This window comes from Agrobacterium sp. InxBP2, assembly GCF_026191755.1.
In the GTDB taxonomy this organism is placed as follows: domain Bacteria; phylum Pseudomonadota; class Alphaproteobacteria; order Rhizobiales; family Rhizobiaceae; genus Agrobacterium; species Agrobacterium pusense.
Genome location: NZ_JAINDY010000017.1, coordinates 44,030 through 68,867 on the forward strand (window position 1 = coordinate 44,030; position 24,838 = coordinate 68,867).

22 protein-coding genes and 1 pseudogene are annotated in these 24,838 nt (G+C 59.4%); 11 read left to right on the top strand and 12 right to left on the bottom strand.

The genetic code is table 11. From position 1 onward, the window contains the following. Window positions 1-13: 13 nt before the first annotated feature. From K7A42_RS01085 to K7A42_RS01115, 7 genes and pseudogenes are all read right to left on the bottom strand, one after another. Window positions 14-972: pseudogene (locus K7A42_RS01085) on the bottom strand (sugar kinase). 20 nt (window positions 973-992) lie between these two features. Continuing rightward, a complete protein-coding gene (locus K7A42_RS01090; protein WP_282454666.1) occupies window positions 993-2,051 on the bottom strand; it encodes an ABC transporter ATP-binding protein in 1,059 nt (352 codons plus the stop codon). 32 nt (window positions 2,052-2,083) lie between these two features. Next, window positions 2,084-2,905 carry a carbohydrate ABC transporter permease gene (locus K7A42_RS01095; RefSeq protein ID WP_169538611.1) on the bottom strand — a complete coding sequence of 274 codons (822 nt, stop codon included), beginning with the start codon at window positions 2,903-2,905 and terminating at the stop codon, window positions 2,084-2,086. A 14-nt stretch (window positions 2,906-2,919) separates the two neighbouring features. Beyond that, on the bottom strand, window positions 2,920-3,858 hold the full coding sequence (locus tag K7A42_RS01100; RefSeq protein WP_107340768.1) for a carbohydrate ABC transporter permease: 939 nt from the start codon (window positions 3,856-3,858) through the stop codon (window positions 2,920-2,922). Then, complete coding sequence (locus K7A42_RS01105; protein ID WP_045532247.1) at window positions 3,858-5,186, bottom strand: ABC transporter substrate-binding protein; 1,329 nt, start codon at window positions 5,184-5,186, stop codon at window positions 3,858-3,860. The genes K7A42_RS01100 and K7A42_RS01105 overlap by 1 nt, the downstream gene beginning before the upstream one ends. A gap of 100 nt (window positions 5,187-5,286) precedes the next feature. Next, entirely contained in the window at window positions 5,287-5,943 is a 657-nt protein-coding gene (locus tag K7A42_RS01110; protein ID WP_282454667.1) for a GntR family transcriptional regulator, read from the bottom strand. Between the two features lie 20 nt (window positions 5,944-5,963). After that, entirely contained in the window at window positions 5,964-6,848 is an 885-nt protein-coding gene (locus K7A42_RS01115; RefSeq protein ID WP_282454668.1) for a dihydrodipicolinate synthase family protein, read from the bottom strand. Between the two features lie 294 nt (window positions 6,849-7,142). On the opposite strand from K7A42_RS01115, the gene K7A42_RS01120 reads away from it, so the two are divergent. The 7 genes from K7A42_RS01120 (at window position 7,143) to rutF (ending at window position 12,420) form a co-directional block, all read left to right on the top strand. Next, entirely contained in the window at window positions 7,143-7,754 is a 612-nt protein-coding gene (locus K7A42_RS01120) for a biliverdin-producing heme oxygenase (RefSeq protein WP_282454669.1), read from the top strand. A 460-nt stretch (window positions 7,755-8,214) separates the two neighbouring features. After that, window positions 8,215-9,306, top strand: a complete 1,092-nt coding sequence (rutA, locus tag K7A42_RS01125; RefSeq protein ID WP_022556853.1) for a pyrimidine utilization protein A — start codon at window positions 8,215-8,217, stop codon at window positions 9,304-9,306. Beyond that, a complete protein-coding gene (rutB, locus tag K7A42_RS01130) occupies window positions 9,303-10,043 on the top strand; it encodes a pyrimidine utilization protein B (protein WP_060723695.1) in 741 nt (246 codons plus the stop codon). The genes rutA and rutB overlap by 4 nt, the downstream gene beginning before the upstream one ends. Before the next feature lie 26 nt (window positions 10,044-10,069). After that, entirely contained in the window at window positions 10,070-10,456 is a 387-nt protein-coding gene (rutC, locus tag K7A42_RS01135; RefSeq protein ID WP_004443491.1) for a pyrimidine utilization protein C, read from the top strand. Window positions 10,457-10,469: 13 nt separating this feature from the next. Continuing rightward, entirely contained in the window at window positions 10,470-11,261 is a 792-nt protein-coding gene (gene rutD, locus K7A42_RS01140) for a pyrimidine utilization protein D (protein WP_282454670.1), read from the top strand. A gap of 17 nt (window positions 11,262-11,278) precedes the next feature. Next, window positions 11,279-11,869, top strand: coding sequence for a malonic semialdehyde reductase (locus tag K7A42_RS01145; RefSeq protein ID WP_282454671.1), 591 nt, complete (start codon window positions 11,279-11,281; stop codon window positions 11,867-11,869). A gap of 26 nt (window positions 11,870-11,895) precedes the next feature. Further along, complete coding sequence (gene rutF / locus K7A42_RS01150) at window positions 11,896-12,420, top strand: NADH-dependent FMN reductase RutF (RefSeq protein ID WP_004443483.1); 525 nt, start codon at window positions 11,896-11,898, stop codon at window positions 12,418-12,420. Between the two features lie 246 nt (window positions 12,421-12,666). Here the strand turns inward: rutF and K7A42_RS01155 are convergent, their stop codons facing one another. The 3 genes from K7A42_RS01155 to K7A42_RS01165 all read right to left on the bottom strand — a co-directional run bounded on the left by K7A42_RS01155 (window position 12,667) and on the right by K7A42_RS01165 (window position 17,784). Beyond that, entirely contained in the window at window positions 12,667-14,112 is a 1,446-nt protein-coding gene (locus K7A42_RS01155; RefSeq protein WP_022556849.1) for an NAD(P)(+) transhydrogenase (Re/Si-specific) subunit beta, read from the bottom strand. Between the two features lie 21 nt (window positions 14,113-14,133). Then, entirely contained in the window at window positions 14,134-15,708 is a 1,575-nt protein-coding gene (locus K7A42_RS01160; protein ID WP_112556965.1) for a Re/Si-specific NAD(P)(+) transhydrogenase subunit alpha, read from the bottom strand. 192 nt (window positions 15,709-15,900) lie between these two features. Further along, window positions 15,901-17,784 (bottom strand): MFS transporter, encoded by a 1,884-nt coding sequence (locus K7A42_RS01165; RefSeq protein ID WP_004443480.1) that lies wholly within the window; start codon window positions 17,782-17,784, stop codon window positions 15,901-15,903. A gap of 508 nt (window positions 17,785-18,292) precedes the next feature. On the opposite strand from K7A42_RS01165, the gene K7A42_RS01170 reads away from it, so the two are divergent. Both K7A42_RS01170 and K7A42_RS01175 read left to right on the top strand, forming a co-directional pair. Beyond that, entirely contained in the window at window positions 18,293-19,327 is a 1,035-nt protein-coding gene (locus tag K7A42_RS01170) for an aspartate-semialdehyde dehydrogenase (RefSeq protein ID WP_003522626.1), read from the top strand. 221 nt (window positions 19,328-19,548) lie between these two features. Further along, window positions 19,549-20,364 carry a lytic murein transglycosylase gene (locus tag K7A42_RS01175; protein WP_004443477.1) on the top strand — a complete coding sequence of 272 codons (816 nt, stop codon included), beginning with the start codon at window positions 19,549-19,551 and terminating at the stop codon, window positions 20,362-20,364. Window positions 20,365-20,540: 176 nt separating this feature from the next. Here the strand turns inward: K7A42_RS01175 and K7A42_RS01180 are convergent, their stop codons facing one another. Together K7A42_RS01180 and pdxY are read right to left on the bottom strand one after the other, a co-directional pair. Next, on the bottom strand, window positions 20,541-21,182 hold the full coding sequence (locus K7A42_RS01180) for a carbonic anhydrase (RefSeq protein ID WP_004443476.1): 642 nt from the start codon (window positions 21,180-21,182) through the stop codon (window positions 20,541-20,543). A gap of 174 nt (window positions 21,183-21,356) precedes the next feature. Beyond that, on the bottom strand, window positions 21,357-22,232 hold the full coding sequence (gene pdxY, locus K7A42_RS01185; protein WP_004443475.1) for a pyridoxal kinase PdxY: 876 nt from the start codon (window positions 22,230-22,232) through the stop codon (window positions 21,357-21,359). Window positions 22,233-22,496: 264 nt separating this feature from the next. Here pdxY and K7A42_RS01190 point away from each other — a divergent pair, with 264 nt between their 5' ends. Further along, window positions 22,497-23,957 carry a phospholipase D-like domain-containing protein gene (locus tag K7A42_RS01190; protein ID WP_004443474.1) on the top strand — a complete coding sequence of 487 codons (1,461 nt, stop codon included), beginning with the start codon at window positions 22,497-22,499 and terminating at the stop codon, window positions 23,955-23,957. Between the two features lie 13 nt (window positions 23,958-23,970). Continuing rightward, window positions 23,971-24,816 (top strand): endonuclease/exonuclease/phosphatase family protein, encoded by an 846-nt coding sequence (locus K7A42_RS01195; protein ID WP_004443473.1) that lies wholly within the window; start codon window positions 23,971-23,973, stop codon window positions 24,814-24,816. Window positions 24,817-24,838: the final 22 nt, after the last annotated feature.

Genomic DNA, 24,838 nt, shown 5'->3' on the forward strand with positions numbered 1-24,838 from the left:
GCAATGGATGCCCTCAGGAGGCGCGCAGCGCGGGTTCGCCATCACGCTCCTGCCATTGCCGTATCGCGTCTTCCGTCTCTTCGCGCGTCGGTGCGCCGGCCCGGCCGCCGAAGACCGTGCATTTGAGCGCGGCAGCAACGGAGGAGAGGCGGATGGCGGCGCGGCTTTCCATGCGCTCAGCCATCGCAAGTGCAAACGTGCCGTGGAAAATATCGCCCGCCGCCAGCGTGTCCACCGCTTCGACCTGCATCGTTGACTGGAAATGCACCGTGGGATCACCGGCTTCCGTCCACCAACAGCCTAGTGGACCGGCGGTAACGGCGATGAAGGTCTCAGGGTAGCGAGCATGCAGCACCGGCAGCATTTCTTTCACCGTTTCAAGCCCCGTCAGCCGGGCAGCAGCGGGTTCGGAAAAGACGATATGGCTCGCGACTGGTGCAAGCTTCTCAAGGTTTCGACGGGTGCAACGTCTCCATCGAGAATGGCGGGTTTGCCGAGTGCGCGTGCCACGGTGAGCACGTCAAGCGCTAGTTCCGGCCAGCGCACATCCACCAGAACGGCGTCGAACGGCGCAATGTCTTGCGGCGTGCACGACCGCTTCTTCTCGTGCAGCCGGTGATCGTAGAACGGCACGATCAGCCGCTCTCCCCTGTTATCGATGATAATCGTTGACAGGGCCGAGCGTGCGCCAGTCGCGACCGTCATACCGCTCGTGTTGATGCCGCTTTCGCTAAGATCGCGAAGGATACGGCTTCCGGTCTCGTCGTCGCCCACCGCTCCCCATAGGCTGGCGCGGCCGCCCATGCGATGCACGGCATAGGCAGCGCTGGAAGCCATGCCTTCGGCGATCTGCAGCATTTCATAGGGCAGGACCTTGCCTTCACCCTTTGGCATGTCGTGAACGCGAAACAGGGTGTCGAGCACGGCTGCCCCCACGCAGAGGACATGCTTGCCGCCCTGATTGTCTGCCATGCTGCTCACTCCTGCCGTGTTCAAATACGCTTGCCGCTGTCTTTGTCGAACAGATGCACCGTTGCCGGATCGATGGCAATGTGGATCATATCGCCGAAGCGGACATTGAGGCGTTCGCGGAACAGGCAGGCGATGTCGTCGCCCTTGCAATCGAGTTTGGCATAGATTTCCGATCCGGTGCCTTCGACCAGTTCGACCCGGCCTTCAATGCCGGTCTCGGCCGCGCGGATATGTTCCGGGCGCACGCCGTAGACCAGGTCTCGGCCGCCGAGCTTGCCGATATCGGCATGGGCGGGCAGCGGCAGGCTGAGACCCTTGGCAGTGCGGAAGACGCCTTCTTCGACCCGGCCGCGAATGAAGTTCATGGCGGGTGAGCCGATGAAGCCGGCAACGAAGAGGTTGGCGGGATTGTCGTATAGCTCCAGCGGTGCGCCGATCTGTTCGATCACGCCGTCATGCAGCACCACGATCTTGTCGGCCATGGTCATGGCTTCCACCTGGTCGTGTGTGACGTAGATGGTCGTCGTGCCGATGCGCTGGTGCATGGCCTTGATCTCGCCGCGCATCTGCACGCGCAGCTTGGCGTCGAGGTTGGAAAGCGGTTCATCGAACAGGAAGACCTGCGGGTCTCGCACCAGCGCGCGGCCCATGGCGACACGCTGGCGCTGGCCGCCGGAGAGCTGGCGCGGATAACGGTCGAGCAGTTTTTCCAGTCCCAGAATGGCGGCGGCCCGGTCCACCTTGGCCTTGGTTTCCTCGGCACTCACCTTCTTCAGTTTCAGCGCAAAGCCCATATTGTCCTTGACCGTCATGTGTGGATAAAGCGCGTAGTTCTGGAAGACCATGGCGATATCGCGGTCGCGGGCGGGCAGGTGACTGACCTCGCGCGGGCCGATATGGATTTCGCCATCGCTCAGCTCTTCCAGCCCTGCAATCATGCGCAGCAGGGTGGATTTGCCGCAGCCCGAAGGACCGACGAGGACGACGAATTCGCCATCCTTGATGTCGATATCGATGCCGTGGATGACGTTGACGGAGCCGAAGCGCTTCTGGACGTTTTGGATATTGACCGGTGCCATGTGCAGGTTCCCGTATTTATTTGTTTGATGGTTCAGCCGCCCTTGACGGCGCCGGCGGTCAGGCCCGCCACGATCTGTTTCTGTGCGAACATGGTGAGCAGCAGCACTGGCAGCGTCACAATCAACGCGGCTGCAGCCAGCGGACCCCAGCTCACCTGTTCGAAGGACAGCATGTTGTAGACCGCGACCGGCAGGGTGCGGGTTTCACGGCTGGCCAGCACGATGCCGAAGACGAAGTTGTTCCACGAGAAGATGACCGCCAGAATGAAGGAGACGACGATGCCGGGCTTGGCGATCGGTAGCGCCACGAGGCGAAACACCTGCCAGGAGGATGCGCCATCAATGCTTGCGGCCTCTTCCAGCTCCTTCGGTGTCGTCTCGAAATAACCGATCATGATCCAGACGACGATCGGCACCGTCACGACAAGATGGATGATGATCTGCGGCCAGAGCGTGCCGAGCAGGTTCAGCCATTGGAACAGCAGGAACAGCGGAATGAGGAAAGAAAGGCCGGGTGTCATGCGGGCGATCATGATGACGACCGCCGACTTTTCCGCCTTCAGCCGCGCGATGCCGTAACCGGCGGGAACGCCGATGACGAGCGCCAGAATGGTGGCCGCCCCTGTCACGAGGACCGAATTCCAGAAATAGAGGAAGAAATTGTTCTCTTCGAACACCTTCACATAGTTCGACCAGGCGAAACGTTCGGGTATCAGGATTGGCGGATAGGCGCCGTTGTCGATTTCATATTTCAGAGACAGCGAGATCATCCAGATGAAGAACAGGATAACAGGCGAAATCATCACCAGCGCCACGAAGAACAGGCCGAGCCGGTCGAGATTTCTGCGTTTCAGGATTTTTGCGGACATCAGCGATCCTCCATCTCGTTCCATTGCGAGCGCTGGCGCACCATCAGAAGCACGAAGGAAAGCGCCACGATGATGATGAAAAAGACGACGGCCATGGCCGAGCCGTAACCGATGTCGTAATAAGCAAACGCCGTATTGTAGAGATAGATGTTGATGGTTTCGGAGGCCGTGCCCGGCCCGCCCTGGGTCATCGCATAGATGATGTCGAAGCTCTTGACGGCATCGATGGAGCGGATGATGACGGCGATCATCAGGAACGGCGCGATCATCGGCATGGTCAGGTAGCGAAATTTCTGCCAGGCATTGGCGCCGTCGATTTCCGCGCTTTCATAGGGTTCGCGCGGAACAGCCGCCAACCCACCGAGCACGATCAGCATGACGAGCGGCGTCCATTGCCAGGTTTCCACCAGCACCAGCGACGGAATGACGGTCGACTGATTGTAGATCCATTCCAGCGGGCCGATGTGGATGAAGGACAGGAGATAGTTCAGGACGCCGAGCTGCGGGTGGAACATCATGGTCCAGACGAGCGCGATGGCGACCGGGGTCGCCATCATCGGCATGACGAAAACGCCGCGCAGAAAACCGCGCAGCGGAAACTGCGCATCGAAAACCAGCGCCGCCAAAGTTCCGAGAAACAGCGGGGCAACGACCGACAGCACGGTATAAACGAGCGTGTGCCAGAGCGATTCCCAGAACCTGGCGTCGCTTGCGAGCCTCACGTAATTCTCGAACCCGATGAAGCTCTGCTCCTGCCCCAGCGTCCAGCGATGCGCGCTCATCCAGAGGGTGAAGACCCACGGAAAAACGATTACAGCCGAAATGACGACCAGTGCCGGGATGACGAAGGGCCAGTAGTTGGGAGCAAGCCTTGCGGGCCTGCTCCCTTCTTTGCGACTGACGCCTGTCTTGGTGTTTTCGATGCTCACGGAGGCCATTATCCCTCGCTACGCGCCAGAACGGGTGTGAACTGTTCCGTTGCCTTCTTGAGTTCCGCCGCCGGGTCGGCGCCGCCGATCATGTTGGTGAGGCCGACGCCGTAGATGTCGCGGAACTCCGTCACCGGAATGATAACGGGAAGGGCAAGCTGCGAGACCTTGCCGGAACCGACAACGGCATCCAGCCAGGCGGCCGGCATCTTGACGCCCTCGCGCACCTTCTGGTCCTCGAGGATGGACTGGCGGAACGGAACGCCGGCGCCCGCCTGCAGCAGTCGCGCACCCATTTCGTGTGAGATCGCCCATTGGCAGAAGAGGTAAGCGGCTTCCTTCTTGCTGCTGGCTTCGACGACACCGAGGCCATCACCGAATGTGCCAGCGGCCTGCGCTGCCGGGCCCTTCGGCATGACGCCATAACCAACCTTGCCGACGACACGGGATTTTTCCGGGTTCTCGATCGGCGGCGCAAAACCGACGCCATCGAACCACATGCCGATCTTGCCCTGCAGGAAGGCCGACTGCGCTTCCGCCCAGTTGAAGCCGGAGACGCCGGGAGGGGCGGCTTTGGTCATCAGGCGCTGATAGAGCTTGGCGGCTTCAACCGCCTCCTTGGATTCGGTGTTGACCTTGCCGTCGACGATCGGCTTTGCGCCGTAGCCGAGCATCAGCGAGGTCCAGACCGGTGTATTGGCGTTCTTGAGGCCACGCGCCACGAAACCATAGGTGTTGGTTGCGGGATCGGTGATCTTTTCCGCCGCCGTTACCAGCTCCTCGAAAGTTTCGGGGTATTTCAGGCCCTTCGCTTCGAAGAGCTCCTTGTTCCAGTAGACGATCCAGTAATCCACCGAGAAGGGCAGCGAGCGCAGCACGCCGTCGCTGTCCTTGGCGAACAGCATGCCGGCCTCGGCAAAGTCCTTTTCGGCCAACGACGGATCGGTGAGTGACGGGTCTTTCAGGAAGCCGCTGATATCAGCCAGCCACTTGCCCTTTTCGAACTGGCGCTTCTGCACATGGTAGCTCAGATGCACCACGTCGAAGCTAGGCTTGCCGGAGGAAAGTTCGATAACCACCTTCTGGCGCTGCTGCTGTTCCGGTGTCGCTTCGGCATTGACCTTGATGCCGGTCAGCTCTTCGAACTCGCCGAGATATTTGATCAGCGTTTCGCTGCGCGGGCTTTTGACGAGATTGACTTCAAGGGTAGTGCCCGCGTGTTTCTTCCAGTTCACCGCCGCCGATGCCGGGCGAATGCCGAGCACCGCGCTGCCGCCAAGCGCCGCCGTGCCTGCCAGAAAGGCGCGGCGCGTGGGGTTGAGCAATGAATGCGTCATGTCTGTTCTCCTCCAGTTAGCCGGAAATTCTCCTCACCCCGGCTTGTTGCTTATTCCCTGCAAGGCCGGCGCAGACCCTCTTTGTCCCGCCGGATTTGCCCTAAACCGCCAGCGCCCTGTCCCTTGCGTTGCGGATATGGGCGGTCAGCCGTTCCACGGCGTCTTCCACGGATCGCCTCTCGATGGCTTCGAGAATGGCGAGATGTTCCTTCATGACCGACTTCACATGGCCGGCGATGCGAAAGCGCTCCTGATTGATGAGGCGCATCTTGATGGAATTGACCCGGTAGGCATTCGAGATGATCGAATTGCCGAGCGCATCGATGAAGGCATCGTGCATGCCCCAGTCCACCTGCTGCGCGTGCTGCTCAAGTTCCGGCGATTCCCCGGCATTTTCGGCCGCTTCGGCGATATCGCGATGCTGTTTCAACAGTTTCGCAATAGCTGCGTCTGAGGCAGAACGGGTAAACAGCGCCACGGCCTCCTTTTCGAGGAAGATACGGAACTGGAATGCTTCGCGGATGAGATTGATGTCGATATGGGCAACCTGTAATCCCCGCTGCGGCACGGTCTTGATCAGCCCTTCCGCCTCCAGCCGCGGAATTGCCTCCCGGATCGCGCCGAGGGGTAGACCTGTCAGTTCCACAAGGCGGCGCTGCGAGATGAATTGCCCCGGGCGAACATCACGCGAGAGAAGGTGATGCGTAAAGCTTTCATACGCCCGTTCCCGCAATGTCTGTTCGCCGGTATCGTCCATGCTCAACCTTTCAGCTCCGTTCAGGCGGCCTGCCTGCGAAACAGCGCGTCGAAAGCGCCTTCGATCTGCCGCCGATCCTCAGGTGAAATCGCCACCAGCGGTGCACGCACATCCGACCAGATATTTTCCCCTGTCGTGTGTGATACCAGCACCTTGACGGCTGGTGTAACCGGGAATTTCAGAAGTTCCACAACAAGATCCTCGACGCGCTTGTCATCCTTGCCGTCGACGGCCATGGCGCGCACTTCCTGTGTGAGGAAATTGGCTACGCCCGATATCGCACCCTGACCGCCGAGGCGAACACCCTTGGCCAAGTCGCGCTCATCGCCGATCAGGATTGCGAGATCGCCGTGCTCTTTCAGCAGGCGCTCGGTGTGGCTCCAGTTGCCGGAGGAATCCTTCACGCCCGTGACGACGCCGGGAAATGCCTTTTTCAACCTTCCGACCAGTTCCACGGACAAGGTGACCATGGTTACGGAAGGAATATTGTAGACGAGAATGTCGCGCGCATCCTTGCCGATTTTTTCGAACACCGCCGAGAACCAGGCAAACAGGCCGTCATCGCTGACATTCTTGAAATAGGAGGGTGGCGCGAGCAGAATATTGCGGGCACCGGCTTTCAGCGCTTCCGCCGACTGGTCGGCCGCGTCCTCAATGGAATCCACCAGAACGCCAGTGACCAGACGGGCAGGCGCAACACCCGCCTCGATGAAGCGGGAGAGAATGACCTGCCGCTCGCGGCTGCCGACCGAGCATCCTTCGCCTGTCGTACCGAAAAGCGTCACGCTGTCGCAACCATTTGACAGGCAGCGGCGGGCATGGGCGATCATGACATCGATATCGACCGTTCCGTCCGTTTTGAAAGGGGTTGTCAGGGCTGCCGAAAGGCCGAATTTCTGGGTCAATTAAGATGCTCCTCCAAGGTGACTACGAATTGATGGCATGCTGACATGTTAGTTGTAAAGAGCTAATTGCAATATGATTGTCCGGAAGTGCGATTTGAGGTTTCTCTTCGTTTCTGGCCGCGCCGTCAGGTGTTGAGGCGAAGGGTCAAGAAAGCTTAGAGTAGGCTGCCCTGCCAGGGAGATGGCGGCCCCATGCTCTTTCCAAGGCGTGTCGATAGTGCGAAAATAAATTTGACTGTTGGAGTAAAGATTTTTATCAGGCAGTCTGAATATAGGGATAAAGGGACCATCATCATGACCATCGCCGAGCCGGCAGCGCCTGTAGCAGAGATCGAGCAGAGCCGCGTCAAGCGCCTGAAAGCTGCAACGCGCGGTGCGCATGGCGATCTGGATGCCTTCATCATGGCGGCGAAGCCGTTCATAAGCCGGGAGAACTTCGGCAAATTCGTGGAAACGCAATATCTCTTCCATCGCGATCTCGATGCCTTTTTCTCCAATCACACGCTTGATGGTCTGCTCCCCGACCTCAAGGGCCGTCGTCGTCTTCCCATGATCGAGCAGGACCTTGCCGATCTCGGTCTTGCCATTCCGGAAACGTCCGAACCGCGCTTTACCGCCGAAACGCCCTTCGATCTGCCGGAGGCTATGGGCTGGCTTTACGTGGTCGAGGGCTCCAATCTTGGCGCTGCCTTCCTGCTGAAGGATGCAGCCAAGCTCGGTCTGGATGAAGAATTCGGCGCGCGCCATCTGGCCGGCGCACCGGAAGGACGCGGCCTGCACTGGCGCACCTTTACTGCGGCCCTCGATGAAATTTCGCTGACGGTGGAAGAAGAAGAGCGTGTTGTTGCCGGCGCTGAAGAGGCGTTTCGGGCGGTCCATGCTTATGCGCAGCAGCGGATGGGCTGAGGGTTTCGCATAACTGCGCGGTTGTTGTCCTCGTCGCGCAGAAATGCCCCCTCGCGCGTGCGCATTTGATTGAGTCTTAACTCCCAACCGCCGTCACCCCGGACTTGATCCGGGGTCCAGTGCGATCAAGTCCTTGATCGCGAAAGATTCCATTCACGGCGCAGACGCGCCGTGAATGGATGCCGGATCGGGTCCGGCATGACGGAGGAGGGCCTTCGGATTTCTTAAATCGGTCTGCGACTGGGTAAGGGCCACTCGCCTTTGATGTGCCGCTCTCAATATTTGCCGAATAAACAGGCAAATATTTTTACCAAATGATAAAAATTTTGTCTTTTGATCAACGCTCTACGCAGCCCAAAATTTTATCCATTTGATAAAATTATTGTATTTGGTCTGGCACAGAACCTGCTACTCTTTTCTCAAGTCAGGAGACACCTGACGCAAAAAAGGGAACAGCAAAATGGAAGTTGGTGTTTTTATCCCGATCGGGAACAATGGGTGGCTTCTTTCCGAAAACGCGCCGCAATACAAACCGAGCTTTGATCTGAACAAGGCGATCACGCTGAAAGCGGAGCAGTATGGTTTTGACTTTGCGCTGTCGATGATCAAGTTGCGCGGCTTTGGCGGCAAGACCGAATTCTGGGATTACAATCTGGAATCCTTTACGCTGATGGCGGGGCTGGCCGCCGTCACCTCCAAGATCAAGCTGTTCGGCACCGCCGCGACGCTGGTCATGCCGCCGGCCATCGTCGCGCGTATGGCGACGACGATCGATTCCATTTCCGGTGGCCGTTTCGGCATCAACCTCATTACCGGCTGGCAGCGGCCGGAATATAGCCAGATGGGTCTTTGGCCGGGCGATGATTATTTCGGTGATCGTTACGAATATCTCGGTGAATATACGACTGTGCTGAAAGAGCTGCTGACGGAAGGTCAGTCGGACTACAAGGGCAAGTTCTTCCAGATGGATGATTGCCGCATGAAGCCGGTGCCGCAGGGTGATGTGAAGCTCATCTGCGCCGGGTCGTCCAATTCCGGCATGGCGTTTTCGGCCAAATTCGCCGACTACAGCTTCTGCTTCGGCGTTGGCGTCAACACGCCCAAGGCCTTTGCGCCCACCAATGAGCGGCTTCTGGCGGCAACGGAAAAGAGCGGCCGCGAGGTTAAGTCCGTGGTGCTGACCATGGTGCTAGCCGAGGAAAAATCCGAGGATGCCTGGGCGAAGTGGGAGCATTACAAGGCAGGTGCCGACGAGGACGCCATCAAGTGGCTCGGCCTGCAGAGCGCCGTTGACACCAAATCCGGCTCCGACACCAATGTCCGGCATATGTCCAACCCCGTCTCTGCGGTCAATATCAACATGGGAACCTTAATCGGCTCCTATGGGGAAGTGGCGGCCATGCTGGATGAAATGAGCGAGGTGCCGGGAACGGGGGGCGTGATGCTGACCTTCGATGATTTCCTCGAAGGGGTCGAAAAATTCGGCAAATACGTGCAGCCGCTGATGAAGAGCCGCGCGCATGTTCAAGCGGCACTGGAGGCAGCGGAATGAGCGAAGCCGTCGTGGCGGGTTACAAGGGCCCGGAGAGCCGTTCGGAAAGCGTGACGCTTCCCGCAAGGCCGGAGCCGATTACCCTGAAACCCAGCGAGACCGCCGTTGTCGTGGTCGACATGCAGAACGCCTATTCCACCGAGGGCGGTTATGTCGATCTGGCCGGTTTCGACATCTCAGGCGCAAAGGGCACCATCGCCAACATCAAGAAGACGCTGGATGCGGCGCGGGCCGCCGGTGTCCAGGTCATCTATTTCCAGAATGGCTGGGACAAGGACTATGTCGAGGCAGGTGGGCCGGGTTCGCCTAACTGGCACAAGTCCAATGCGCTGAAGACCATGCGCAAGAGGCCGGAACTGCAGGGCCAGCTGCTGGCCAAGGGCACATGGGACTACGCCATTGTCGACGAGCTGCAACCGCAGCCCGGCGATATTCTGGTGCCGAAAACGCGTTACAGCGGTTTCTTCAACACCAATATGGATAGCGTGCTGCGCGCGCGCGGCATCCGCAATCTGGTCTTTGTCGGCATCGCCACCAATGTCTGCGTGGAAAGCTCGCTGCGCGATGCCTTCCATCTCGAATATTTCGGGGTGATGCTGGAGGATGCGACCCATCATCTCGGTCCGGACTATATCCAGCAGGCGACGGTCTACAATGTCGAGAAGTTTTTCGGCTGGGTGGCCACCGTCAATGATTTCTGCGGCGTGATTTCGCAGGCAGCCCCCGTCACCGATTGATTGAGAAACACAAAGAGGAGAACGAAATGCCGAAAAAGATCATCGTCCCTGTTGGCACCAGCAAACCCATCGCTCCCTTTTCGCCGGGAACCCTCGCCGATGGCGTGGTTTACGTGTCCGGCACGCTGCCCTTTGACAAGGACAACAATGTCGTGCATGTGGGCGATGCCAGCGCGCAGACCCGCCATGTTCTCGAAACCATCAAGTCGGTCATCGAGACCGCCGGCGGCACGATGGAAGACGTGACGATGAACCACATCTTCATCACCGACTGGGCGAATTATCAGGCCGTCAACACAGTCTATGCGGAATATTTCCCCGGCGACAAGCCGGCGCGTTATTGCATCCAGTGCGGCCTCGTCAAGCCCGATGCGCTGGTGGAAATCGCCACCGTCGCCCATATTGGCAAATAGGGCGAAAAGGCAGATGATGCATTTCGAGGTTCATGGCCGGACTGATCCTGAGGCGCCCACTATCCTGCTGTCTTCGGGCCTTGGCGGATCGGGCGCCTATTGGGCGCCGCAGATCGAGGCCCTTTCCAGCCATTTCCGGGTCGTCACCTATGACCATCGCGGAACAGGCAGGACCGGCGGCGAGGTGCCGCTCGATGGCGGCATTTCCGCCATGGCGGATGATGTGCTGGAAATTGTCTCAGCCCTGAACCTCGAAAAATTCCACTTCATGGGACATGCCCTCGGTGGCCTGATCGGCCTTGAGATCGCGCTGCGGCGGCCCGGCCTTATCGACCGGCTGGTGCTTATCAACGCGTGGAGCAAGGCCGATCTGCATTCCGGGCGCTGCTTTGATGTACGAATCGAGCTTCTGGAAAAGTCGGGCGTCGAGGCTTTTGTCAAAGCGCAGCCGCTGTTCCTTTATCCGGCGGCGTGGATGTCTGACAATCAGGACCGGCTGGCACGGGACGATGCCCATGGCGTGGCGCATTTTCAGGGCAAGGACAATGTGCTCCGCCGCATTGCGGCGCTGCGAGCCTTCGATGTGGACGCACGGCTTGGCGAGATAGGCAATCCGGTGCTGGTGGTGGCGACGAAGGACGATCTTCTGGTGCCCTATACCCGCTCGTTGCGTCTTGCCGACGGTTTGCCGCAAAGCGAGCTTTGCCTTCTCGATTTCGGGGCTCACGCGGTCAATATCACCGAACCCGACCTTTTCAACGCCCGGCTTTTGCAGTTTCTGCTGCCGGTTGACCAAACATTCTGACAGGATTTTAGAGCACGATGACGAAAGCACTGGATGATGCAGCACTCGCAACGCTTTTCACCGAAGCACGCACCCACAATGGCTGGACGGACAAGCCGATCAGTGACGAGACGCTGCACGCGCTTTACGACCTGACGAAGATGGGACCGACTTCGGCCAATTGCTCGCCGGCACGTTTCGTCTTCGTGCGCAGCCCGGAAGCCAAGGAAAAGCTTCGGCCGGCACTCTCCTCGGGCAATCTCGAAAAGACCATGGCCGCGCCGGTCACCGTCATCGCTGCCATCGACAGCGAATTTTACGAGAAACTGCCGGAACTGTTTCCGCACGCCGATGCGCGTTCGTGGTTTACCTCCAGCCCTGCCGTGGCCGAAGAAACTGCCTTTCGCAATGCCACGCTTCAGGCCGGATATCTGATCCTTGCCGCCCGCGCGCTGGGGTTGGATACCGGGGCCATGTCCGGTTTCGACAAGGGCAAGGTGGATGCGGCGTTTTTTGCCGGCACGACGTGGAAATCCAATTTCCTCATCAATCTCGGTCATGGCGATCCGTCAAAACTCTTTGGCCGCCTGCCGCGCCTTGGCTTTGACGACGCCTGTATGCTGGCTTGATGGCCTGTTAAGGAAGGATGGGTTAGATGCAGATGATGTCTCTTGAAAAGGAAGCGGCAATGGAGACGAAGACTGCAGAGCAACGCAGCCTCGATTATAGAAACGCCATGGCGCGGCTCGGTGCGGCGGTCAATATCGTCACGACGGATGGCGCCGCAGGCCGGGCAGGCTTCGCCGCGACGGCGGTTTGCAGCGTTTCCGACAATCCGCCCACGCTTCTCATCTGCCTCAACCGCAATTCTTCCGCTTACAGGGTGGTGAAGGCCAATGGTGTGGTCTGCGTCAACACGCTCGCCGCCCATCATGAGGTGCTGAGCACGCTCTTCGGCGGCAAGACGCCTGCTGAGGAACGTTTCGCTGCGGGCAACTGGGGCGTGCTCGAAACCGGTGCGCCGGTTCTCGAAGATGCGCTCGTCTCATTCGATTGCCGTATCCGCGAGGCCCATGACGGCGGCACGCACGATATTCTCATCTGCGAGGTCGTGGATATGAAGATCAATGCGGGTGATGAGGCGCTGATGTATTTCAACCGGCGTTACCGGGTGCTTTGAAGGCGGTCTATCGACAACATCCCGCGGGACGATTCTGTTTGGCGCGGCCATAGCATCCGCACACCGTCACCCCGGACTTGATCCGGGGTCCAGCGCGATCAAGTCCTTGATCGCGTAAGACTCTTTTCACGGCGCAGACGCGCCATGGCTGGATGCCGGATCAAGTCCGGCATGACGGACGAAACGTATCGTCGTTTCTCAGAAAGTCGAAGGGCGTTCCCGGTCTCCTGGAAACGCCCTTTTCATTCACTTGATCAGCGGCAGAAGATCGTTGATCGACTTTTTCGCATCGCCATAGAACATCCGCGTATTGTCCTTGTAGAACAGCGGGTTCTCGATGCCGGAATAGCCCGTGCCTTGGCCGCGCTTGGAGACGATGACGAGTTTCGACTTCCACACTTCCAGCACCGGCATGCCCGCGATGGGCGAGTTGGGGTCGTCCTGCGCTGCCGGGTTGACGATGTCGTTGGAGCCGATGACGATGACGACGTCGGTGCTTGGGAAATCGTCGTTGATCTCGTCCATTTCGAGCACGATGTCGTAAGGCACCTTCGCTTCGGCGAGCAGCACGTTCATGTGGCCCGGAAGACGGCCAGCCACCGGATGGATGGCGAAGCGCACGGTCTTGCCGTCGGCGCGCAGCTTGCGGGTCAGTTCCGATACGGCCGATTGCGCCTGCGCCACCGCCATGCCGTAACCGGGCACGATGATGACGCTGTCGGCGTCGTTCAGCGCTGCGGCCACGCCTTCGGCGTCGATCGCCACCTGTTCGCCCTCGATTTCCATCGCCGGGCCCGTCGTGCCGCCGAAGCCGCCGAGGATGACCGAGATGAAGGAGCGGTTCATCGCCTTGCACATGATGTAGGAGAGAATCGCACCCGAGGAGCCGACCAGCGCGCCCGTGACGATCAGCAGATCGTTGCCGAGCGTGAAGCCGATGGCTGCTGCCGCCCAGCCGGAATAGCTGTTCAACATCGAGACGACGACAGGCATGTCGGCGCCGCCAATGCCCATGATCAGGTGGTAACCGATGAAGAAGGCGGCAAGCGTCATCAGGACCAACGTCCATGCGCCTGCGCCGTTGCAATACATGATGAGCAGCACCAGCGACAGGATCGCAGCACCAGCGTTCAGCAGATGCCCGCCCGGCAGCTTCTTCGCCTTGCCATCCACCTTGCCCGCAAGCTTGCCGAAGGCGACGACGGAGCCGGTGAAAGTGACCGCGCCGATGAAGACGCCGAGGAAGACCTCCACCTTCATGATCGCCAGTTCCACCGGCGTCTTGTGGGCGAGGATGGCGGAAAAGCCCGTCAGCAAGGAACGCGCGGTTTCATCGAGCGAGGCGACATGCGCTTCCTCGATATGGGCGTTGAAGCCGATGAAAACGGCGGCAAGGCCGACGAAGGAGTGAAGCGCCGCCACAAGCTGCGGCATCTCGGTCATCTGTACACGGCTTGCGACGAAGTAGCCGAGCACGGAGCCGCCGGCCAGCATCAGGAGCACGACGAGCCATTGCCCGACGCCCTTGCTGATTTCAGGGCCGAAGACGGTGGCGATGATGGCGAGGCCCATGCCTGTTATGCCGTACCAGACGGCACGTTTGGCGCTTTCCTGTCCGGAGAGACCGCCGAGCGAGAGGATGAAAAGAACGGCTGCGGCAACATAGGCCGCGGAAACAATACCAATGGTCATTTATTTGATTCCCCGCTTGGCTCAGGACTTCTGGAACATGGCGAGCATGCGCCGTGTCACGAGGAAACCGCCGACGATGTTGATCGTCGCGATCAGGACGGAAAGCGAGGCGAGGATCACCACCAGCCAGTTGCCGGAACCGATCTGCAGCAGCGCGCCGATGATGACGATGCCGGAAATCGCGTTGGTGACGGCCATAAGCGGCGTGTGCAGCGAGTGACTGACATTCCAGATCACCTGGAATCCGACGAAGCAGGCAAGCACGAAGACGATGAAGTGGCTCATGAAGCTTGCCGGCGCGTAGAGGCCAACGAGCAGCAATACGGCCGTGCCGGCGACCAGAAGCCCGACCTGGTTCTTGGTCTGTGCCTTGAACTCGGCCTTTTCCCTGGCGTGTTTCTCCTCCGGCGTCAGCTCTTTTGCTTTTTCCTTCGGTTTCTGCGCGGCAATGGCCTGAATTTTGGGTGGCGGCGGAGGATATGTGATTTCGCCCCCATAGGTGACCGTCGCGCCGCGGATGACGTCATCTTCCATGTTATGAACGACCTTGCCATCCTTGGCAGGCGTCAGATCGGTCATCATGTGACGGATATTGGTAGCGTAGAGGGTCGAGGCCTGCGTCGCCATGCGGCTTGGGAAATCGGTGTAGCCGATGACGATGACGCCGTTGTCGGACACGACGCGCTGGTCGGGAACTGTCAGGTCGCAATTGCCGCCGCGCTCAGCGGCGAGGTCGATGATGACCGAACCCGGCTTCATCATCGCCACCATGTCGGCAAGCCACAGCTTCGGCGCGTCGCGGCCCGGTATCAGCGCCGTGGTGATGACGATGTCGATCTGCGGTGCAAGCTCGCGGAATTTCTCCAGCTGCTTCTCGCGGAATTCCGGCGAGGAGGGGGCGGCATAACCGCCGGTCGCTGCGCCATCCTGCTGCTGGTCGGCAAAATCGAGATAGACGAATTCCGCGCCCATGGATTCGATCTGCTCGGCCACTTCAGGGCGAACGTCGAAGGCATAGGTGATCGCGCCAAGTGATGTGGCCGTGCCGATGGCGGCAAGACCGGCAACGCCGGCACCGATGACCAGCACCTTGGCGGGCGGCACCTTGCCGGCGGCTGTGACCTGCCCGGTGAAGAACCGGCCGAAATTATTGCCCGCCTCGATCACCGCGCGATAGCCGGCGATATTGGCCATGGAGGAGAGCGCGTCCATTTTCTGGGCGCGCGAAATGCGCGGCACCATGTCCATGGCGATGACGTTAGCGCCCTTTTCCTTCGCCTGCTCCAGAAGGTCCTTGTTCTGGGCGGGATAGAAAAACGAGATCAGCGTCTTGTCCGCAGACAGGCGATCAATCTCCGATGTTTCAGGCGGACGAACCTTGGCGATGATGTCGGAGCCGGTGTAAAGCGCCTCAGCGCTGTCGACCACGGTCACGCCTGCGGCGCGATAGGCGTCGTCAGAAAAACCGGCCGCCTTGCCGGCGCCGGCTTCGATGACGCAATCATATCCCAGTTTCTGCAAAGCCTGCGCGCTATCCGGCGTCATGCCAACGCGGGCTTCGCCCTCATATAATTCCTTAGGTGTCCCGATTCTCAAAACTGCTCTCCCATTCCCGTCCTGATAAGCCGTCATAGCCCATTTCGAGTGTTTTTGTCTTGTTCTTGCTGTTTTTCTACCTGCGGCGGATTGACAGGCTGGAAAAGCCCATTTTCGGCGATGGCGGTACGGCGGCAACAAAAAACCCGGCGCCGAAGCGCCGGGTGATTGCTGCGTTTCATCGACTGCCACTCAATCCATGGCGTGGATATCACGATCCTTGGTTTCCGGCAGGAACAGCATGCCGATGACCAGCGTGATGCCTGCAAAGATGATCGGATACCAGAGGCCATAATAGATGTCCCCCTTGGCCGCGCTCATGGCGAAGGCGGTGGCGGGCAGAAGGCCGCCGAACCAGCCGTTGCCGATGTGGTATGGCAGCGACATGCCGGAGTAGCGGATGCGGGTCGGGAACAGTTCGACCAGCAAAGCTGCGATCGGGCCATAGACCATCGTCACGTAGATCACGAGGACGGTGAGAACCGCGATGATGACAACCCAGTTCACGGCAGCCGGATCGGCCACCATGGAGAAGGCGCCGCCGCCGGCCACGGTGTAAACGGCCATTTCGGCTGCACCACCGGTTTCGGCCGGGGTCAGCAGCTTGTCAGCCACCAGCTTGTCGGTCGCAACCATCTTCTTGTCGGCAGCGCGAACGGCGTCTGCATTGAGGTTCAGTTCCGGGTTTGCGGCAATGAAGGCGTCCAGTTTCGCGTCCGGCACCTGTGCCGCGCCACGCACCAGCGGGTAACCGCCATCGTGGAGCGCCGTGTTGACCTGCTTCTGGAAGGCCTTGTCCTTGGCTGCCGCGTCCGCGCCGGCGGCGACGGCGTCGTAGCTGGTAATGGTGGCGTCGCCGATCTTCACGGTGGCCGGCTGGCCGGCTGCGCCCGCAACCACGTCATAAGGCACCGAGTTGCGTGTCAGGAACGAGGTGGCGATATCGCAGGACGTGGTGAACTTCGCCGTGCCCGTCGGGTTGAACTGGAACTTGCAGTCGCCCGGGGCTGCGGTCACGGTGGCGCGAACGCTCGCCTGTGCCTGTGCAAGCGCCGGGTTGCCTGCCCAGGTCAGTGCCTTGAACAGCGGGAAGTAGGTCAGCATGGCAAGGATGAGGCCGGCCATGATGATCGGCTTGCGGCCGATCTTGTCTGAAAGCCAGCCGAAGATAACGAAGAAGCTGGTGCCAAGAATGAGCGCTGCCGCCACCATGATGTTGGCCGACTGTCCGTCGACCTTCAGAATGCTCTGCAGGAAGAAAAGGGCGTAGAACTGGCCCGTGTACCAGACAACGGCCTGCCCGATGACGGCACCGACAAGCGCGATGAGCGCGATCTTGGCGTTCTTCCACTGGCCGAAGGCTTCGCTGAGCGGCGCCTTCGACGTCTTGCCCTCTTCCTTCATCTTCTTGAAGGCGGGGGATTCGTTCATCTTCAGACGGATCCAGACGGATACGCCAAGCAGCAGAACGGAAACGAGGAAGGGAATGCGCCAGCCCCAGGCAGCGAAAGCTTCCTTGCCGAGCGCGAACTGCACACCGAGGATAACCACCAGCGACAGGAACAGGCCGAGCGTCGCCGTCGTCTGGATCCATGAGGTGTAATAGCCCCTGCGGCCGTTCGGTGCGTGTTCGGCCACGTAAGTTGCAGCTCCGCCATATTCACCGCCGAGTGCAAGACCCTGCAGCATGCGCAGGACGATCAGGATGATCGGAGCGGCGATGCCGATCTGCGATGCGCTGGGCAGCACGCCGACGAGGAAGGTGGACACACCCATGATGAGGATGGTGATGAGGAAGGTATATTTGCGGCCGACGATATCACCGAGGCGGCCAAAGACCAGCGCGCCGAAGGGGCGGACGAGGAAGCCAGCGGCAAAGGCCAGCAGAGCGAAGATGTTACGCGTCGTTTCCGGATACTGGCTGAAGAAGTTCGCGCCGATGTAAATCGCCAGCGAGCCATAGAGATAGAAATCGTACCATTCGAAGACTGTTCCGAGAGAAGAGGCGAAAATCACCTTCTTCTCTTCACCCGTCATCGGACGGGCGGCGCCGCTTACGGCTGCAACATTTGCCATTGTCTGTCCTCCACAGATGTCCCAATCGACGCATTGCGGAGCCCAACTCTCTCCTCTGGACTCACCTTGCGGCTGCAATGCGCGGATCATGAGAGTGACAGAAAATTAACCCCAATAAGAGCGATGCTTTCGGATTATGACTTTAGTCTAATGTTAAACGTCCCGAATATGTCGCTGCGGCGATTTGTGCTTTGGTCCGAGTGGCTGCATGACGCGCCTTTTTCCTTGACAGAACCGAGAAACCTTCTAATAGCTTCTCGCGAAGAAGGAGCATCACCTTGCGCATGCATGTTGCAGACATGTTCGTCATGGAAGGACCGGCACAATCCGCCGGCGATGATCCGCGCCTTTCTTATTCTATCCGAATTACGGCCAAAACGACGATTAAAACCGTCTGACGTCTCTGGCCACCGCTCTCTCCCCGGTTTGGCTGGGGATCGAGGAAGCCGCGATATGATGCGGGTTCCCACCTCACCAAAAAGAGGAGAGACAGAAAGAGAGCTTGATCATGGGTTTCAAAGTTGCAATTGCAGGCGCCACCGGCAACGTCGGTCGCGAAATGCTCAATATCCTGGCCGAACGCGGTTTTCCCGCCGATGAAGTCGTGCCGCTCGCTTCCGCCCGTTCGCAGGGCACGGAAGTCTCCTATGGCGACCGCACGCTGAAGGTCTCGAACCTCGAGAACTACGATTTTTCCGACACGGATATCTGCCTGATGTCTGCAGGCGGCGATGTTTCCAAGAAGTGGTCGCCGAAGATCGGCCAGCAGGGCTGCGTCGTCATCGATAACTCATCCGCATGGCGCTACGATCAGGACGTTCCGCTGATCGTTCCGGAAGTCAACGCCGATGCGGTTGCAGGCTTCACCAAGAAGAACATCATCGCCAACCCCAATTGCTCCACGGCGCAGCTCGTTGTCGCGCTGAAGCCGCTGCATGATTTCGCCAAGATCAAGCGCGTCGTCGTTTCCACCTACCAGTCGGTATCCGGTGCCGGCAAGGAAGGCATGGACGAGCTTTTCCAGCAGACCCGCGCCGTTTTCGTGGCCGACCCGGTCGAAGCCAAGAAGTTCACCAAGCGCATTGCCTTCAATGTTATCCCGCACATCGACGTCTTCATGGAAGACGGCTACACCAAGGAAGAATGGAAGGTTCTGGCCGAAACCAAGAAGATGCTTGATCCGAAGATCAAGGTGACCTGCACGGCCGTGCGCGTCCCTGTCTTCATCGGCCATTCGGAATCGGTCAATATCGAGTTCGAAAACGAGATCACCGCCGATCAGGCCCGTGACATCCTGCGCGAAGCACCGGGTTGCCTCGTGATCGACAAGCGCGAAAACGGCGGTTACATCACGCCGGTTGAATCCGCTGGCGAAGACGCGACCTACATCTCGCGTATCCGCGAAGATGCGACGGTCGAAAACGGTCTCAACCTGTGGGTTGTTTCTGACAACCTGCGCAAGGGTGCTGCCCTTAACGCCGTCCAGATCGCCGAACTGCTCATCAATCGTGGCTTCATCAAGCCGCGCAAGGCGGCCGCCTGATCCGAGATACGAATTTTTAAGGTTCGTTAAGTATAACCCGTCTGTTCTGTGTGGGGCAGGCGGGTTTTATAATTGGCGAGATCACGGCCAGTTTATTTGCAGGCCTTGCTGCCGAAAGGCAATTTAGGCCGCCAAAAGACAGTTTTGGCACCTGAATCATACAGTATTGACGGTTTGGTTCTCGGGAAAAACTCCCCAAAGGATATCGAAGGCAGATTTTGATGCGGGCAATGAAGGTAATTCTGGCTGGTGTGGCCATGGTCTCGGTTCTGGCAGCGACGCCGGTTATGGCCGCGCAATGCGGCAACACTTCGGCGGGCTTCGATGCCTGGGTCAGCGCCTTCAAGCAGGAAGCGGCGGGTCGCGGCGTCAGCGCCTCGGTGCTCGACCGGGCTTTCTCCGGCGTCTCCTACAACCAGGCGACGATCCGCGCCGATCGCGGTCAGCACAGCTTCAAGCTGTCCTTCGAGCAGTTCATGCAGAAGCGCGGCGGTCAGACGATCATTTCGCGCGGCAAGACCATGAAGAAGAACAACGCCGCACTGTTCGCCTCCATCGAGCGTGCCTATGGCGTGCCGGCTGGTCCGCTGCTCGCCATCTGGGGCATGGAAACAGGCTTTGGCGGTTTCATGGGCAACCAGCACACGCTTTCCGCCGTTTCAACGCTTGCTTTCGACTGCCGCCGTTCGGACTATTTCACCGAGCAGCTTTATGCGGCTCTGAAACTCGTCGGCAGCGGCTCGCTGAATGTCAACGCCAAGGGTGCCGCCCATGGTGAAATCGGCCAGACGCAGTTCCTGCCGTTGAATGTCGTGCGCTACGGCGTGGATTTCGACCGCGACGGTCGGATCGATCTCGTCGGTTCGCGCGCCGACGCGCTGGCGTCCACCGCAAACTTCCTCGTCGGCCATGGCTGGCAGCGCGGTGCAGGCTACCAGCAGGGGCAGGCGAATTACGCGGCAATTCAGGGCTGGAACGCCGCAAGTGTCTACCAGCAGGCGATCGCCTTCATCGGCAAGGCGATCGACGGCCAATAAGGCCGCTTTCCACGCGCGAATTCCACTTCCGTCATGCCGGACTTGATCCGGCATCCAGTCACGGCGCGTCCGCGCCGTGAAAGAGTCTTTGGCGATCAAGGACTTGATCGCGCTGGACCCCGGATCCAGTCGGGGGTGACGAGCGTTGAGTTTGGCCGGTAGCTATTACCTGCCAATCACAGATCCGGGCGGCGGAAGTCGCCGGTCTTGCCGTCCATCACCCACAATTCGCCGGTCGAAATATCGAACCACGCGCCGTGCAGCTTCACCTTGCCGGCGGTTTCCTGTGCCTTGACGAAGGGGAAGCCGCGTAGATTGGCGATGGAGTTGCGGATGGAAACGCGTTCCAGCGCCGTCTGCCGCTCAGAGGCGGTCATGACGTCGTTGCTCTGGATTTGCGAGGCGGCCGACTTGACCATGTTCATCCATTTGCCAATGAAATCACCGGGCGACAGCGGCTCCAGATTGGGATCGAGCGCTGCCTGAATGCCGCCGCAGCGACCGTGGCCCATGACGACGATATCCTTCACCTTCAGCACCTGAACCGCATATTCGATGGCCGCCGAGGTGGCGTGATATTGCCCGTCCGGCTCGAAGGGCGGCACCATGTTGGCAACGTTGCGGACGACAAAAAGCTCTCCCGGGCCGCAGTCGAAAATGGTTTCCGGCGCGGAGCGGGAGTCACAACAGGCAATGAACAGGGTCTGCGGTTTCTGTCCGGTATCGGCCAGAACGCGGTATCTTTCGCGCTCGTCGGCATAACGACCGCTCATGAAGTTCTTATAGCCGTTGAGAAGGTTTTCCGGAAAATCTTTCATCTATCGCAGTACCGTTGTGGTTGGACCGAGATCAAGGGAAGAACTCGGTGCGTTGAAGACCAATCCTTTGGAGCATTTTCGGTTTTCTTCGAGCCGTGAAACCGCTCCAACTCCTTGCTTGTCGCATTTCCGGACGAAGACCAAGGGCCACGTTTCACGGAAATGCTCTAGCCGCTATTTGCGCTTGCTGCGCGAAGGATGCAAGAGATGACGCATCTGCACCATGGCCATGGGTGTGGAGAGGCTTGAAGAATCCGTCTCCAGCGTCAGTTCGTTCATGTCGCGTTTTTTTGTGCGGGCCAGAATTTCGAACACGCTGGCGGTTGCGAGCTGCAGCGCCTTTTCGTCATCCAGACCTTCCAGCAGGCGGGCAAGAAACAGCGCCGACATCAGGTCGCCGAGGCCGTTAGGCGCATTTTCAATGGCGCGATGTTCGGCGAGCAGCGCGTGGCGGCCGCTGAGGTAAAGGTTGCCGGTGCCGCCCGTCATCATCGGCACCGCCGAGGTGACCAGCATTTTTGGCGGGCCGAGGGAAAGCGCTGCATCCATGATGGCGCTGTTGGTCTCAAGCGCGGCGCCGCTCATCCAGGCGAGTTCATATCGGTTGGGCGTGGCGACCGTGGCAAGCGGAATGAGGTGATCGCGGATGGCTTCGGCGGTCTCAAGGGGAATATAAAGTCCGCCCAGATCACCCATGACAGGATCGCAGGCGTAAATCAGCGCCGGGTTCTTTTCCTTGAGATTTCGGATCAGCCTTGCGACGGCACGCACCTGCGCGGCGCTGCCGAAATAACCGGTCAGAACCGCCTTGACCTCGCCGATCCATTTGGCGTTTTCGAGGTCGGTCATCGCCTTGTCGAAGTCTTCGTCCTGGAAGCGCATGCGGGTGGATGGTCCGTGGCCGGGATGCCACGGCATGACGATGGTGGGCACCGCCCAAACCGGAAAACCGAGTGTCTCCAACGCGAAGACTGCCGCGCGGTTGCCCACGGAGCCCCGCATGACATGGCTGGAAATGACGATGACGGCGCCTTGGGTATTGTCCTGCATCACGGCCTTCTTGCGTTCAAACGCGGCAGAAAGCCCACCAATGCTGCCCCCGCCCAAAGATCAAGATGCGCTCTCATGACATATCGCAAGACCAGTTTCCACCGTTAATCCCGCAAAGGTCTGTCCCGCAAAAGCATGGCGGTCGTTTTGCCGCCGTCAGGGAACGCCTCTCGTTGCGGGATCGCTGCACCAATTTCTCGTTAAGGTGGCGGCTTTCGGAAAACCGCGTTACACTTTTCCGCCTGATGCCCTATAGTTGTATTCATGCTCGCTCTCATCATCGCCTATTGGCCGCATATTCTTGCCGTTCTCTCCGTTTTGATGGGAACCGTGGCGGCCGTGCACGCCACCATGACGAAGGAAGAAGTTCGCTCGGCACTGGGCTGGGTCGGCGTCATCGTGCTGTCGCCCATCGTCGGTGCGGTCATCTATGCCATTGCCGGCATCAACCGCATCCGCCGGTCCAACATCACCCAGCAGCGGTCCTTCATGCAGGACGAGATCATGGACCGCGTGGCCCGTTTCGACGCTGGCGGTGAGCTGGTAGCCGAGCGGTTCGGCCGCCGTTTCGCGGCGATGAAGGTACTGGGTGACCGGGTGACCCGCCATGCACTGACGACTGGCAACAGCATCGAACCCATCGCCACGGGTGACGCCGCCTATGCGGCGATGCTGGAAGCGATCGAGCAGGCGAAACGGTCGATCATCCTCGAAACATATATTTTCGATAATGACCGGATCGGCGCCCGCTTCGTTTCCGCCCTCCAGCGGGCAAAACAGCGCGGCGTGGAGGTGAGGGTGCTCATAGATGCCGTGGGCGCGCGTTATTCGGTTCCGAGCATCCTGCCGACGCTGCGGGAAAGGGGCATCGTCGCCAACGTCTTCAACGGTAACGTCATCATGGGTCTGCGGCTGCCCTATGCCAATCTGCGCACCCACCGCAAGATTCTCGTGGTGGACGGGCGTGTCGCCTTTAGTGGCGGCATGAACATACGCGAGGGTTTTACCGAGGAGTTCGGCCAGGGAAGACAATCGCACGACACACATTTCAAGATCAGCGGACCGGTGGTAGCGGATTTTTTCTCCATTGCGGCGGAAGACTGGCGTTTCACGACAAAGGAACTTCTGGATACGCCGGTCTGGGATATCGCCATTCCCGAAGGCGTGCCGGGCTCGCAGATCGTTGCCCGCGTTTGCTCCTCCGGGCCGGACAAAAGCATCGAGACCAATCACAAGATGCTGACCGGCGCTTTTTCCATCGCAAGGTCGTCGATTCTCATCATGTCGCCCTATTTTCTCCCGGATCGGGAGCTTATTTCGGCGCTGATTACGGCGGCGCGACGCGGCGTCGTCGTTGATATCGTCGTGCCGAAAAGCAATAATCTGGTGCTTGTCGACAGGGCGATGACGGCGCAGTTCGATCAGATGTTGCGCAACTATTGCCGGATATGGAGGGCGACGGGAGCGTTCAATCATTCGAAGATGCTGGTGATCGACGGACGGTGGAGCTACATCGGTTCGTCCAATCTCGATCCCCGCTCTTTGCGTCTGAATTTCGAGATCGATCTGGAGGTTATGGACGAAGCATTCGGACAGGCCATCACGCAGACGATCTCGACGGCGCGCGACGCCGCAATACCTGTAAGACTGAGCGAACTGAAAGCGCGTCCGTTCGTTGTTCGTTTTGTGGAACGGGTACTGTGGCTGGCCTCGCCCTATCTTTGAGCGGAGATGACGTGTGAAAAAAGACGGCGTGCTGGAAAACGAAAAAGCGGTACTGGCGCGGAATACCAGCCTGCCGGCCTTTGTGATGGACTCGCTGCGCAATCACCGTCAGCGGCAGAATGCCAAGCCTGCGGAAAAGGCGCATGATTTTCCCGTTATCGCCTCCTACAACGTGCATAAATGCGTGGGCCGGGACCGCAAGTTCGATCCTGATCGCACCAGTCGCGTGATTCAGGAAATCGGGGCGGATATCATTGCGCTGCAAGAGGCCGACAGCCGCTTCGGCGAACGCACCGGGCTGCTCGATCTCGCCCGGCTGGAAAGGGAAAGCGGCCTTGTCCCCGTGCCTGTACAGGTCGGGGTGAAGGCGCATGGGTGGCATGGCAATGTCGTCCTGTTCAAGGAGGGCGCGGTCAAGGAGGTTCATACCCTGAAGCTGCCCGGACTGGAGCCGCGTGGCGCGCTCGTTGTCGAACTGGATCTGAAGCGCGGCGGCACCCTGCGGGTCATTGCCGCTCACTTCGGGCTCCTGCGGCATTCCCGTGCCCAGCAGGCGAAGGCTCTGATCGGCCTTCTTGAAGCGAGGGATGAATGCCCGACCATTCTCATGGGCGACCTGAATGAATGGCGCCTCGGCAATGGTTCATCACTCAATACGTTTCGCGATGCTTTCGGCGCTCTGCCGCCAGCCGTACCCAGTTTTCCGTCCAACCTGCCGGTGCTGGCTCTGGACCGGATCATCGCCAATCGTGAAGGGCTGATCGAGCAGGTCGAAGCGCATGACAGCGCACTGGCGCGTATCGCTTCGGATCATCTGCCGCTGAAAGCCGCGGTGCGGACCGACCTGCTTCCGGCCTGATCTTGCAGCGGCGTGCCCAGGA